Source organism: Pseudomonas congelans (genome assembly GCF_900103225.1).
In the GTDB taxonomy this organism is placed as follows: domain Bacteria; phylum Pseudomonadota; class Gammaproteobacteria; order Pseudomonadales; family Pseudomonadaceae; genus Aquipseudomonas; species Aquipseudomonas congelans.
Map to the genome: position 1 here is coordinate 90,465 of NZ_FNJH01000003.1, position 13,426 is coordinate 103,890.

Annotated in this window: 12 protein-coding genes; 6 read left to right on the plus strand and 6 right to left on the minus strand. The window is 60.5% G+C overall.

The features are described 5' to 3' along the window. Nucleotides 1–14: 14 nt before the first annotated feature. Nucleotides 15–1,127: an XAC2610-related protein gene (locus tag BLR20_RS11625; RefSeq protein WP_054993461.1), complete on the plus strand. Its 1,113-nt coding sequence runs from the start codon at nt 15–17 to the stop codon at nt 1,125–1,127. Between the two features lie 15 nt (nt 1,128–1,142). On the opposite strand, the gene BLR20_RS11630 is transcribed toward BLR20_RS11625, so the two are convergent. Further along, a complete protein-coding gene (locus BLR20_RS11630; protein ID WP_010436103.1) occupies nt 1,143–2,036 on the minus strand; it encodes a LysR family transcriptional regulator in 894 nt (297 codons plus the stop codon). Nucleotides 2,037–2,142: 106 nt separating this feature from the next. On the opposite strand from BLR20_RS11630, the gene BLR20_RS11635 reads away from it, so the two are divergent. Together BLR20_RS11635 and BLR20_RS11640 are read left to right on the plus strand one after the other, a co-directional pair. Next, nucleotides 2,143–3,369: an MFS transporter gene (locus BLR20_RS11635; RefSeq protein ID WP_054993462.1), complete on the plus strand. Its 1,227-nt coding sequence runs from the start codon at nt 2,143–2,145 to the stop codon at nt 3,367–3,369. A gap of 32 nt (nt 3,370–3,401) precedes the next feature. Further along, nucleotides 3,402–4,430: an alpha/beta hydrolase gene (locus BLR20_RS11640; protein WP_054993463.1), complete on the plus strand. Its 1,029-nt coding sequence runs from the start codon at nt 3,402–3,404 to the stop codon at nt 4,428–4,430. Nucleotides 4,431–4,512: 82 nt separating this feature from the next. Here BLR20_RS11640 and BLR20_RS11645 read toward each other — a convergent pair whose 3' ends face one another. After that, nucleotides 4,513–5,313 carry an NAD(P)H-dependent oxidoreductase gene (locus BLR20_RS11645; protein WP_054993464.1) on the minus strand — a complete coding sequence of 267 codons (801 nt, stop codon included), beginning with the start codon at nt 5,311–5,313 and terminating at the stop codon, nt 4,513–4,515. A gap of 88 nt (nt 5,314–5,401) precedes the next feature. On the opposite strand from BLR20_RS11645, the gene BLR20_RS11650 reads away from it, so the two are divergent. Then, a complete protein-coding gene (locus BLR20_RS11650; RefSeq protein WP_054993465.1) occupies nt 5,402–6,301 on the plus strand; it encodes a LysR family transcriptional regulator in 900 nt (299 codons plus the stop codon). Between the two features lie 19 nt (nt 6,302–6,320). On the opposite strand, the gene BLR20_RS11655 is transcribed toward BLR20_RS11650, so the two are convergent. Then, nucleotides 6,321–6,734, minus strand: a complete 414-nt coding sequence (locus BLR20_RS11655; RefSeq protein WP_054993466.1) for a hypothetical protein — start codon at nt 6,732–6,734, stop codon at nt 6,321–6,323. 118 nt (nt 6,735–6,852) lie between these two features. Next, nucleotides 6,853–9,225 carry an outer membrane protein assembly factor BamA gene (bamA, locus tag BLR20_RS11660; protein ID WP_054993467.1) on the minus strand — a complete coding sequence of 791 codons (2,373 nt, stop codon included), beginning with the start codon at nt 9,223–9,225 and terminating at the stop codon, nt 6,853–6,855. 203 nt (nt 9,226–9,428) lie between these two features. Here bamA and BLR20_RS11665 point away from each other — a divergent pair, with 203 nt between their 5' ends. Both BLR20_RS11665 and BLR20_RS11670 read left to right on the plus strand, forming a co-directional pair. Continuing rightward, nucleotides 9,429–10,118 carry a response regulator transcription factor gene (locus BLR20_RS11665; protein WP_054993468.1) on the plus strand — a complete coding sequence of 230 codons (690 nt, stop codon included), beginning with the start codon at nt 9,429–9,431 and terminating at the stop codon, nt 10,116–10,118. Nucleotides 10,119–10,129: 11 nt separating this feature from the next. Continuing rightward, complete coding sequence (locus BLR20_RS11670; RefSeq protein ID WP_054993469.1) at nt 10,130–11,365, plus strand: HAMP domain-containing sensor histidine kinase; 1,236 nt, start codon at nt 10,130–10,132, stop codon at nt 11,363–11,365. Nucleotides 11,366–11,395: 30 nt separating this feature from the next. Here the strand turns inward: BLR20_RS11670 and BLR20_RS11675 are convergent, their stop codons facing one another. Continuing rightward, nucleotides 11,396–12,763: a sensor histidine kinase gene (locus BLR20_RS11675; RefSeq protein WP_054993470.1), complete on the minus strand. Its 1,368-nt coding sequence runs from the start codon at nt 12,761–12,763 to the stop codon at nt 11,396–11,398. After that, the gene (locus BLR20_RS11680) at nt 12,760–13,422 is read right to left on the minus strand and encodes a response regulator (protein WP_010436120.1); all 663 of its coding nucleotides are present in this window, start codon (nt 13,420–13,422) and stop codon (nt 12,760–12,762) included. Before BLR20_RS11680 ends, BLR20_RS11675 begins: the two co-directional genes overlap by 4 nt. Nucleotides 13,423–13,426: the final 4 nt, after the last annotated feature.

Consider the following 13,426-nt stretch of genomic DNA (forward strand, 5'->3'; position numbering starts at 1 on the left):
AAAGGAGTTGCGTCTTGCACCTATCCATCGTTCAACGCTGTGCGTCACGTCTCGGGTTGCAGGCCTTGCTGGTACTGGTCGGCCTGGCCTCGTCTACCCTGGTCAGTGCCGCCGGTGCATTACCGACCTACGGTGAAATGGACGCAGCAGGCTTTGCGGGCGCTCCTCGGGAGAACTACGCCCTGCAGGACTTTTCCGATAAATACCGTGCGACGCTGGAGATCTCCGCCAAAGACGATGTGTTTCGTCCCGGCGTCATCAACGTGTACGACAAAGCCAGCGGTGCGGCCTTGATCCGCGTGCAGTCCGATGAACTGGTGCTCGGCACTGACCCAAAGACCGGCAAGGTCAAAACCAACGTGCACGAGTTGCCCTATGGCGAACAAAGCGTACTGATCTATCAGGATTTCAACTTCGATGGCATCAAGGACCTCGCCTTGATGGACGGGCAGAACAGCTGTTATCACGGCCCCTCGTATCAGGTCTTTCTCGGCACGGCCGATGGTTTCCGGCACAGCGATTCGTTTACCAAACTGGCGCAAAACAACTGCGGCCTGTTCAGCGTGAATGAGAAAACCCGCAAGATCGAGACCATGACCAAAGACGGTTGCTGCTGGCACCAGACGTCTACCTACAGCATCCGTAATGGCGAGCCGGTTCTGGAAACGCAGACGGTCCTTGACCATACCGGTGGGTCGGGACTGCCGACTGAAACAGTCAGTCGCAATCAGAATGGCAAGATGACGCACACCACCCGCATTGTCTGGGAGGAAGACCAGCAGCGTGAGGTTCTCTTGTCGTTCAGGCTCGCGCCGTCCGGCAAGCGCGTTGTGTTGTTCCGTTCAGGGGACGCAAGCCCGGTCTTTTACGCGGCTGTGGACAGCAAGAATCAGGTCGGGCTGCTGTTTCCCCAGGCTGAAGGCGAGCAACTGAAGTACGACGCTGCCAGTCACCTACTGAGCTTCGTGCGCGGCGACACCGCTTACCGGATCGTCGGTGACGCAAAGGGTGCGCCCACAGCCATGCAGGTGGTGGTGCGTGGCAAAACCACCGAACTGAAGCTGCTGGCCGAACCCGCTCAAGGTTCGCTGAACAAGGTCGCTGATGCGTTGAAAGCCGCGCAGTAATCAGGCAGCGGGGGGCTAGCCCCTATACCTCACCGCCTCGACAAACGCACTGAACGCCGGCGACGCCTGTCGCCGGTTCGGGTAGTACAAGTGAAAGCCTTCGAAATACGGGCTCCAGTCGACCAGCACTTCTTTCAAGCGGCCGCTGGCAATGTGCGGTTCGGCCATGGAGTCCGGCACGTAGGCCAGGCCCACGCCGTCCAGTGCGGCGTTGAGCACATGAATCATGCTGTTCGAGGTGAATTGCCCGTTGACCCGTATGTTGAGCTTGCGGCTGCCTTTCTCGAACTCCCAGGCGTAGCAGCTGCCGTTCGGCGAGTGACGGATGTTGATGCAGGTGTGTTGGGTCAGGTCCTGAGGCTGGAGCGGGACGGGGTGCCGCTCGAAGTAGGCCGGCGAGCCGACCACTGACAAGCGCCAGTCAGGCCCCAGGCGCACGGCAATCATGTCCTTGCTGATGGACTCCCCCAGGCGAATGCCTGCATCGAAACGTTCGCTGACAATATTGGTGAAGCCGTAGTCGATGCAGATCTCGATCTGGATATCCGGGTACTGCGTCAGAAACCCTGCAAGCATCGGGCGGATGATGCCTTCTGCGGCGTCATCGGAGCAGGTAATGCGAATGGTGCCGGCGGGCTTGTCGCGCAGTTCGCCCAGCACTTCGACTTCTGCGGCAATCTGATCCAGCAGCGGCCCGATCGAGCGCATCAGCCGTTCGCCTGCTTCGGTCGGTGCCACGTTGCGGGTGGTTCTTGCCAGCAGTCGCAGGCCCATGCGCTCTTCAAGACCCCTCATTGTGTGGCTCAGGGCTGAAGGGCTGACGCCCAGTCTGGTGGCCGCCTTGGTGAAGCTCTGATCGCGCGCCACCTGCAGAAAGGCTTGCAGATCATTGAGTTTGGGTGTGCTCATTGCTGAATCCTTCTCACAAGCGCGTATAAATTGTGGTGTCTAATCATCCTAATCCCATTGCCCTAACCTGTGCCGACTATTTTCAACATCGCCAGGTCAGTGACGCATGCAAGCATTCGATTCAACGCTAAAGGGGGCTGAGACGACAGCACATCCGCCGGCCTGGGGCGCCGTGTTTTCGATGGCGCTGTGTGTGGTGGTGCTGATTGCGTCAGAGTTCATGCCGGTCAGTCTGCTGACACCCATCGCGCAGGACCTGGGCATCAGTCAGGGGCAGGCAGGGCAGGCGATTTCGATCTCCGGCTTTTTTGCCGTATTGACCAGCCTGCTGAACACGCCGCTGACCGGGCATCTGGATCGCAAGCCTGTCCTGCTGGGCTTCAGCCTGTTGTTGCTGGTGTCTGGCGTGATCGTCACGCTGGCCTCCAACGGCTGGTTGTTCATGACGGGCCGGGCATTGCTCGGAATTGCCATTGGCGGTTTCTGGTCGATGTCGACCGCCACCGTGATGAAGCTGGTGCCGAAGCAATCGGTCGCCAAGGGCCTGGCGCTGATCAACGGCGGCAATGCGCTGGCGGCGACGGTCGCGGCGCCATTGGGCAGCTTCATGGGCCAATACATCGGCTGGCGCGGCGCGTTTTTCCTGGTCATCCCGCTTGCGGCGCTGGCGTTTGCCTGGCAGTGGCTGAGCCTGCCGGCCATGCGCAGCCAGCCGCACAACCGGGCACGCAATCCGTTTCGCCTGCTGCGCAACCCGCAAGTGGCCATCGGCATGAGCGCGATCCTGTTGCTGTTCATGGGCCAGTTCGCCGTCTTCACCTACCTGCGGCCGTTTCTGGAAGAGATCACCGGGGTCAGCGTCAACACGTTGTCCCTGATGCTTTTGGCGCTGGGGGCCAGCGGGCTGGTCGGCACCTACCTGATCGGCAGGCTGCTGCACAAAGGTTTGTATGCCTGCCTGATCGCCATTCCGCTGCTGATGGCGGTGCTGGCCGTGGCGCTGACCGGCCTGGGTCATTCGCCTCAGTCCGTCGCCATTGTGCTTGCCGCCTGGGGACTGATTGCCACGCCTGCACCGGTCGCCTGGGGCCTCTGGTTGAGCCGCACGCTGCCCGACGATGCCGAGGCAGGCGGGGGCCTGATGGTGGCGACCATTCAACTGGCGATCACCGCCGGCGCCGGTATCGGAGGCGCGCTGTTCGACCGCTTCGGCTGGTGGAGCCCATTCGCATTCGGTGGCGTGTTACTGGCGTGTTCGGCCGCGCTGGCCTGGACGGCACGAGACAACGCGTTTCTGCCGGTAAAAAACGCCGGTCAGGGCCGGGCAGGTTAACGCGGGTCAATTTCTCAACGAGGTAACACGCCATGAAAAAGATTCTTTTGATGCTTGGGCTTTTAATCAGCTCATACGCTGCGACAGGAGCAGACATGTCTCACGGTGCCGATAATTTCTACACAAGCGACAAGGTCGTTGCGCAAAAAGTGCTGTTCAACAACCAGTACAAGATGAAAGTCGCGGGCAATCTGTTTATACCCAAAGGCTCGAACCCGAATGTTAAAGCTCCGGCAATCATCGTCGGCCACCCGATGGGGGCGGTGAAGGAGCAAAGCGCCAATCTGTACGCGCAGAAACTGGCCGAGCAGGGGTTTGTCACCTTGTCGCTGGATCTGTCGTTCTGGGGCGAGAGCGAAGGCCAGCCGCGTAACGCCGTTTCACCTGATCTCTACGCCGAAGATTTCAGTGCTGCAGTGGACTTCCTGGGTACGCAGACCTTCGTGGACAAAAAACGAATCGGCGTTCTGGGGATTTGCGGCAGTGGCAGCTTTGTCATCAGCGCCGCGAAGATCGATCCGCGCATGAAAGCCATTGCCACGGTGAGCATGTATGACATGGGCGCTGCCAACCGCAACGGCCTGAAACATTCGCAGACGCTGGCGCAGCGCAAGAAGCTCATCGAGCAGGCGGCACTGCAGCGCGACGTAGAATACAGCGGCGGTGATACGGCTTATACCAGCGGCACCGTACACAAACTGACTGACACATCCGGCCCGATCGAACGTGAGTTCTACGATTTCTATCGCACGCCACGGGGCGAGTTCACGTCTGAAGGCCAGTCCCCCGAATTGACCACTCACCCGACGCTGACCAGCAACATCAAGTTCATGAACTTCTATCCGTTCAACGACATCGCGACCATTTCGCCACGCCCGATGTTGTTCATCGCCGGTTCAAAGGCGCACTCTCTGGAGTTCAGCGAGGAAGCCTACAAACTGGCCGGCCAGCCCAAGCAATTGATCATCGTGCCGGATGCCGGGCATGTGGATCTTTACGATCGGGTCGATCTCATCCCGTTCGACAAGCTGGGCGAGTTTTTCAGGAACAACCTGAAGTAATCTGCCGGAAAGCAATACGCTTGAAAAGGCCCTGCACAAGCAGGGCCTTTTCGTTATCGGTCACTGGTGATTTCAAATCTTCCTAGAGAACCGCAGGCTCATCCTCATCGCGCAGGTGAATGTCCAGCCCCTGCCGACCCGCTGCAAGATCAGCGCGCAATGTCAGTGCCGGGATCTCGTAATCGCCGTCGTTCTGTCTGCGAAAGGGCAAGGGCTCAAGGGTGAACAGGGTATCCAGGCGGTTGCCGTAGTCGGTGCAAATCCGCGCAAATGTTGCGCTGTCCACTTTGCCTGCCCGGTACACGGGGAAGGGCGCGAGCACATCGAAACCCGGATAGAACAGGATGCCGTGCTGGATAGGAAAGAGGACGTCGTTCAGCGCGCCGTTCACGCCACGCTCGCTGTAGTGCGACTCCCAGCCGCCCATGGTCACCACCAGCATGGCGCGCTTGCCTGCCAGCGTTCCTTCACCGTAGCGATCACCCCAGTGGTGGTCGCTGTGCTCGCCCACACCGTAGGCGAAACCACAGGCGTACACCCGCTCTATCCAGCCTTTCATGATCGCTGGCATCGAAAACCACCAGAGCGGGAATTGAAAGATGACGGCGTCTGCCCAAAGCAATTTGGCCTGCTCGGCCTCGATGTCCGGCGGCTGAATGCCGGCGGCAAACACGCGTTGCGACTCAAGGGCAGGGTCAAAGCGGCTGCTTGTTTCACGACCGGGAGCATCGTTGGCGTCGATGATCGCTTTCCAGCCCATCTGGTAGAGGTCGGACACCTGCACCTGATGGCCGTTGTTCTGCAGATGAGCGACTGCAAAGTCTTTCAACGACCCGTTCAGCGAACGCGGTTCGGGGTGGGCGTAGACAATAAGTATGTTCATGAGCGGCTCCGGTTTGTCTGTAATGCCGCAACGCTACAGACTCGATCGGGTATGCTGGAAATCAATCTCCAAAACACTTGGTATTTGCATGAACAATACCTTGCGGCGTATCGACCTCAATTTGCTGGTCACGCTGGATGCATTGCTCTCGGAGCAGAATGTGACCCGCGCGGCGCATCGGCTGAACCTGACCCAGCCCACGGTCAGCCTGCAGTTGGGCAGGCTGAGGCAGGTGCTGGACGATCCATTGTTGTTGCCGGGACCGCGGGGGATGACCCCGACCGCGCGGGCTGAAGAACTGCGCGACCCACTCAGGCAGGCGCTTGCCGCGCTGGAGTCAGCGTTGCTGCCCGGCCGGGATTTCGATCCGGCGAAGGCCGATAACACTTGGCGCGTGGCTGCCAGCGACTACGCGACCATCGCGTTGATATGGCCATCGCTCGGCAGGTTGCGCAGCAGTGCGCCGGGCACACGTCTGGCCATGTTGAACAAGCACCCTGTCAGTCTGGCCGCTGATCTTGAAAACGGTCGGCTGGATCTGGCGTTGCACACCCGCGATGAGGCGCCGCCCAAGCTGCGCCAGCGGTCGTTGATTCATGAACGTTATGTGCTTGCCGCCCGGCATGATCATCCGGACCTGATGCAACCCGTGTCGCTTACACGTTTCTGTGAGCTGGAGCATGCGGTCATGTCTCCCGACGGCGGTGGCTTCGCTGGAAGCACTGATCAGGCCTTGGCGGCGCTGGGGTTAAGCCGGCGGGTGGTATTGTCGGCACCGCATTTCGGCTCGCTGGTGTCTGCACTGACCAGCAGCGACCTGGTCGCAGTGGTGCCTGAACGGCTGGTGCGCAATCAGCCGACGCTCGTCGTTCAGGAACCGCCGCTTTCGATTCCCGGGTTTGAAATGCTTATGCTATGGCCAGAGCGTTTGCACCGCGATCTGGCTCATATGTGGTTGCGAGAACTGATGGCCTCGGCCATTGATTGAGCCGTGCGGCGCCCACGATTCAAGTCCGCAGCTTGCGTCCGCGCAACGCACTCAAGCACTCGCGCCCCGCATCCTCGGCGGTTTGCATAACCTTCTGGCTGCTGTCTTCGGTGATCCAGGTCAGCAGCCGGACCTGCCCCGTCGCCTGGCTGCCGCCGTGCATGCGAGAAAGGGTTTCACGTTGCTTGAGCATGGCTTTCATGCGTGTGGCGAGCATGAAGATGTCGTCGATGAAACCGTCTTCGACGTTGTCGTGATGCTCGATGCCCAGCCCCGTGGCGTCGTGGTCGATGCGCAGGTGGTAGTGCATGGCGCCGCTTGCATCTTCGCTGCCGAACAGCGCGATGACGAAACCTTTGCCCAGCAGCGAGCGCAAGGCGTGCTGGATGATTTCCTGCACATCGGGGGTGATCTGTCTGACTTCGCGGCTCATGTAACAACACCTGACCTGATGAGTAGTGCAGGCAGTATTCAACGACGGGATGTAAAGCGCGGTCCGGGCCAGGTAATGCTGGGTAAAGACGCCTTTGTTCATGCTGAAAAGGTCCGCCTCAAAAGGTCTGGCCCAGCGAGAACTGGAACACCTGGGTCTCGGCGTCTTCGGGCTTTTTGATCGGCACGGCGAGGTCGAAGCTCAAGGGGCCGAGCGGCGAGTACCAGGTCACGCCGACGCCGACCGAACTGGCCATCTGGTCGATATTGATGTTGCCGCAGTTCTGCGTGGTGGTCAGGTAGCACTTGTCCGCGTAGACCGTGCCGAAGTCCCAGAACAGCGAGGTGCGCAGGGATTTCTGGTCTTTGACGAAGGGCATCGGGAACAGGTATTCCATGCCACCGGTGATCAGGATGTTGCCGCCCAGGGCTTCGGTGTCGCGGTCGGAATAGTAGATCTGCCCCTGACTGGCGTAGGTGCCGGTGGCCGGGGTATTGCGCGGCCCCAGCGTGCCGTCCTTGAAGCCGCGCACCGTAGCCTGGCCGCCCGCCGTATAGTTTTCGTAGAAGGGCAGGCCGTCGGTATCGCCGTAACCGTTGCCGTAGCCGAGTTTGGTATGCAGGCGCAGCGAGGTGGTGTCGCTGAGCGGCAGGAAGGTCTGGCCGTTGTAGTCGAGTTTGTAGAACTGCAGATCACTGCCCGGCACGGTGCTGGTCAGGGTCAGGCTTTGCGAATGACCGCGTGTGGCCAGTACGCCCTTGTTGAGGGTCGATTCCGACCAGCCGACGCTGGCCTTGAGGTTGGTGAACGCATCACCCTCGCGCTCCATAAAGTCGTAGATCTCGTCAGCGCTGTAGCTGCCGGCGTCCAGGGTGTCACGCTGAATCGACAGCCCGTAGGTCAGGCGCGATGTTTCGCTGATCGGATAGCCGAGGTTGACCCCTGCGCCCACGCTGTTGAGCGAGTAGTAGGAGACCTCGTCGTCATCGTCGTAATACTTGCTGTAGTCGGTCGCATTGTAGAAAACGTTGTAGCCCAGGCTCACCCCGTCAGGCGTGAAGTACGGGTTGGTGAACGCGAAGTTGTATTTGGTCTGGTATTCGGAGCGGGTCATGCCGAGGCTGGCGAAGTTGCCGGTGCCGAGGATGTTGTTCTGCGAGATGGAGCCGCCGAGTATCAGCCCTGCGCTTTGCGAAAAGCCCACGCTGGCGGTGATGTTGCCCGAGGCCTGCTCTTGGACGGCGTAGTTGATATCCACCTGGTCGTCGGTGCCGGGGACCGCTGGCGTTTCCACGTTCACTTCCTTGAAGAAGCCGAGACGCTCCAGACGCACCTTCGACTGGTCGATCAGGTAAGTCGAGGCCCAGCCGCCTTCCATCTGGCGCATTTCACGGCGCAGCACTTCATCGGCGGTCTTGGTGTTGCCGCGAAAGTTGATGCGGTTGGCGTAGGCGCGCTTGCCGGGGTCGACCACGAAACTGATATCGACGGTGTGATCGGTATCGTTGGCTTTCGGCACGCCATTGACGTTGGCGAATGTGTAGCCATCGTTGCCCAGACGGCGGGTGATCAGGTTGGTGCTGTCAGTCATGACCTTGCGGGAGAACACCTGGCCCGGCTTGACCAGAATCAGTTGGTCGAGCTGGTCCTTGGGCACTTTCAGGTCGCCGCCCAACTTGACGCTGCCCACGGTGTACCGGTCGCCTTCGGTGATGTTGACGGTAATGAACACGCCTTTCTTGTCAGGCGTCAGCGACACCTGCGTCGAGTTGATATCCATGTTGATGTAGCCGCGGTCCAGGTACCAGGAGCGCAGTCTTTCCAGGTCGCCGGAGAGTTTTTCGCGGGCGTACTTGTCATCGTTCTTGAAAAACGACAGCCAGTTGCTGGTCTTGAGCTGAAACTGATCAGCCAGTTGTTCATCGGAGAACACGATGTTGCCGACCACGTTGATGTGCTGGATCGACGCCACCGTCCCTTCGTCGATAGTGATTTTCAGGGCGATGCGGTTGCGTGGCGCGGGCAGCGCCTGGGTATCGACCGAAGCACTGTAGCGGCCCTGGGAGACATATTGGCGTTGCAGTTCATTGCGCACGCCCTCAAGCGTGGCGCGCTGAAAGATCTCGCCTTCACTGAGCCCCGACTGCTTGAGGCCCTTCATCAGGTCGTCGGTACTGATGACCTTGTTGCCGGCAATCTCGATACTGGCGATAGAAGGGCGCTCGACTACATTGATCACCAGCACGTTGCCATCGCGTGCAACGTTGATGTCTTGAAAGAAACCGGTCTTGAACAGTGAGCGCGACGCGTCGGCCAGACGCTGCTCATCCGCCTGATCGCCGACATTGAGCGGCAGCGCAGCGAATACACTGCCGGCCGACACGCGTTGCAGGCCGTTGACGCGGATGTCCGAGATGGCAAAAGTATCGGCGTGTACCAGCGGGACGCTGAATGCCAGGCAGAACGATAGAAGCAGACGCGAAGAAATCATCAAACCCTTTCCAGAAAGCTGCGACAAAGGCCAATGACACGCCAGAAAGGGCCGGTCCGGTAGGCGCTGTTGGCTGCGCAGCATAGGGGGAGGGCATGTTGGGGACGGTTAACGCCGTGTAAGGTTAGGTAAAGATCATCGCGCCCGGCTGACACGCCGCAGCAGCGCCGGGATAATCGGCCACCACCAATCAAGGGCCTGCCATGACTTGCGTATTGCTTGTCGACGATGATCGGGAACTGACGGAAATGCTCAGCCAGTACCTGACCCGTGAAAGCTTCGACGTGACCTGCACCAACAGCGCTGAAGAGGGCGAGATAGAGGCCTTGTCCGGGCGTCACGACATCGTCGTGCTGGACATCATGATGCCGCGCATCTCCGGGATCGAAGTGCTGCGGCGTATCCGTGCGCAAAGCCAGGTGCCGGTGATTCTGCTGACCGCACGCGGCGACAATATCGACCGTATTTCCGGGCTGGAACTGGGCGCTGACGATTACGTGCCCAAGCCCAGCTCACCCGGTGAACTGGTGGCGCGCCTGCGGGCGATCATGCGCCGGGTGCGGGCGGTATCGGTAGTCGAGACGGTCAGGGATGTGATTCAGGCCGGAGAGCTGATGCTCTGGCCGGGCAAGCGCGAGGCGCGCTGGCAGGGCGTGACGCTGGAACTGACCGGCAACGAGTTCTGCCTGCTCGAAGAACTGGCGCGGCATGCCGGGCAACTGGTCAGCAAACAGAACCTCTCGATGAACGCGCTGGGGCGGCCGCTGGCCCGCTACGATCGCAGTATCGACGTGCACATCAGCAGCATTCGCCACAAGCTCGGTCCGCGCAACGATAACCAGAGCTGGATACAGAGCGTGCGCAATCTGGGCTATATGTTGATCACGCCATGAGGCCGAGCCGGTTGTTCTGGAAATTGTTTCTGGCGTTCTGGCTGGCGACCAGCCTGACCTTCATGGTCGGTGCCGGCCTGTTCATGTTCACCCAGTCCGGGCGGGGCGATCCTTCGTTCAGTACGGTGCTCGACAATGAAGTGCGCATTCTGCAGCAGTCGGGCATTGCTGCGGGGCAGGCGTTGCTTGATGCCTGGCAGCCGGAGGGGCACGGCAGGGTCGGTCTGTACGACAGCAACGGTTTGTTGCTGGCAGGCAATTCGCTGGAAAACCCTCGCTTCGAACTCGCCGTGCACACGCGCGAAGGCGCACTCGTGCATATCCGCTCTACCCAGCGACCTAACCACGACGATCAACCCTCTCACCTCAATCCGCTGATCACCGGCACGGTCATGAGTGCGCTGTTCAGCTGGTTTCTCAGCAGCTATCTGGTGGCACCGCTGATGAAATTGCGTGAGGCGATGGGCAAGGTCGCCAGAGGCCGTTTCGACACACGGGTAAAACCCGATATGGGCCGGCGGCGCGATGAAATCGTCGACCTTGCCGAGGATTGCGACCGCATGGCCAATCAGCTCAAGGTCATGGCCGACTCTCAGCAACAACTGCTGCATGATATTTCCCATGAGCTGCGTTCGCCGCTGACGCGCATGAGCGCCGCAATCGGCCTGTTGCGCCAGGAGCCGACCCAGCTGGACATGCTCGAACGGATCGAGCGCGAGTCGGAGCGCATGGACTCGCTGATCGAGGAATTGCTGACCCTGGCGCGCATGCAGAGCGATGTCGAAAGCCTGACGCGGGAACCGGTCGATGTCATCAGCCTGCTGGCGGCCATCGTCGAAGATGCCGAGTTCGAGGCTGGACTGAAGCAGTGTCGGGTCAGGCTGGAGGCTCCCGGATCTTTCGTCGCACAGATCGACAGCGAACTGCTCTACCGGGCCTTCGAGAACGTGATCCGCAATGCCGTTCGCCACACTGCGGTCGGCAGCGATGTAGTGGTGGTCGCCAACGTTCAGGCCCAGCCGCTGTGCCTGATGGTCAATGTCATCGATCAGGGGCCAGGCGTGGACGAGGAGTGCCTGCAACGTATTTTCCAGCCCTTCGAGCGCGGCCCGGAGAATGCCGCGCAGGGCTTCGGCCTGGGCCTGGCCATCGCCCTGCGGGCTATCGAAATGCACGGTGGGCAGATCGCCGCACGCAATCGGCCGGGCGGCGGGCTGGTGGTCGATGTGCTGCTGCCGGTGTCGTGACGGCGCTTGCTTGACCGTCTCGGTGCTCAGTCAGTGCAACGGCGCTTGCAGGCTGGCCCTGAGTCCACCCTCCGGACGATTGTCGAGGCTCACGTTGCCGCCCATCGATAGCGCGACTTTTTGCACGATGGCCAGCCCCAGGCCGACGCCTTGGTCGTTGCCACGGCTGTAGAACGGCTCGAACAAGCGTTCGCGCTCCTGTTCATCGATACCGGGGCCTTGATCGTCGACGTTGAGCCGGAAGTAATGCTCGCTGAAGGTCAGCCCCACCGTGACCTGGCCGCCTTCCGGTGAGAAGTTGACGGCATTGGTGATCAGGTTGTGCAAGGCGATGTCCAGCGCGGGGAAGTCCACCGTTGCTTCGCGGGTGGCCTCCGTGCACTCAAAGGACAGCTCCAGATTCTTGCTCAGCACCCAGGGCGTCAATTGCACCAGGCTGTCGCGCACGGCGCTGACCAGATCCACCGCCACCTTGCCCGCTGGCGAAGGGCCGGGCTCCAGGCGCGCAATGGTCAGCAACTGATTGACCAGCCGCGTGGTGCGGTCCACGCCGATGATCAGGTAGCCCAGCGACTGCTGCCGTTGGTCTTCGTTGTGCGCTTCCAGTACGTTTTGCGCGTGCACCCGCATGACCGCCAGGGGCGTGCGCATTTCGTGGGCCGCATCGGCAATGAAGCGTCGCTCGCGTTTGAGCAGGTCCTGAATCTGCCCCAGCAGACGGTTCAGGGCAGCCTGCATGGGTTCCAGTTCAGCGGGCAGGGCGTTGAGCTGCAGAGGGTGCAGGGAACCGGCGTTACGGCCGCGCAGGGTATCGGCAAAATCGGCCAGCGGCCTCAGCCCCCAGCGGATCGCCAGCCAGATCGCGATCATCAGCACCAGGCTGCCGATCAGGTTCGGCAACACCGTGTGACGCACAATGCGGTTGACCAGATCCGAGCGCACGTCATCGCGCTCACCGACCCAGACCAGCAGCCCGTGCTGTGTGTCCCTGAGCACGAAGGCTCGCCATTGATGGCCGGCCATGTCGTTGAAATCACTGAACCCGGTGCTCTGTGGCGGATGAGTGAAGGTGGGGGCGCTGGCAGTGTGTACCAGCGAATTGTTGTCCTTGTCCCAGACCTGAAAGGCGATCTTGCCCTCGTAAGGGTGGCCGTCAACACGCGGTTCGGCCTGGGCGAGAGCCTGATTGAAGGCCTGATAGAGCTGCGCATGTTCCTTGCGCTCCATGGGCATGCGCATCACGCCTTCCAGCAGCCTCGCGTTCTGCGCCAGTTGGGCATCGTAGATTTCCGCGATTTCGTGATTGCTGTCATGCACGTTGAACAGCGTCAGAACCAGAAGACCACACAGCAGCAGGCCGATGATCAGGGTCAGTGTGCGGCGGCGTATCGACTTCAAGAACGCTCCTCCACCAGGTAACCCACGCCTCGAATGGTACGAATCAGGGTGCTGGAAAACTTTTTGCGCAGATGATGAATGTGCACTTCAAGGGTGTTGCTTTCGGCCTCTTCGTTCCAGCCATAGAGCAGTTGCATGAGCCGTTCGCGGGTCATGACCCTGCCTGGCGGCGAGAGCAATTCATACAGCAGTTGATATTCCTTGGGCGTCAGGGCAACTGCGGCATCGTGATAGCTGACCTGTTGCGTGCTGGGGTCCAGGCGGATGCCGTTGTGTTCGATCAGCACCTTGGCGCGCCCGGCACTGCGCCGCAGCAGGGCGCGCAACCGGGCCTTCAGCTCGGACACATCGAAGGGTTTGACCAGGTAATCGTCAGCGCCAATGTCCAGACCGATAATCCGGTCTTCGGTGGCGTCGCGTGCGGTCAGGATCATGACCGGCAGCGTCGATCCGCTGTGACGCAGTCGACGCAGAACTTCAAAACCACTCAACGTCGGCAGGCCGACGTCGAGAATGGCCAGATCGAAGCTCTCGCTGAGCAGAGCATGCAGGGCGCTGCTGCCGTCCTTGATCCAGTCAACGGTGTAGCCTTCCCGGCTGAGTGCCTGCTGAATGCCTTCGCCCAGTGCAACGTCGTCTTCGATAAGCAGCAGACGCATGGTG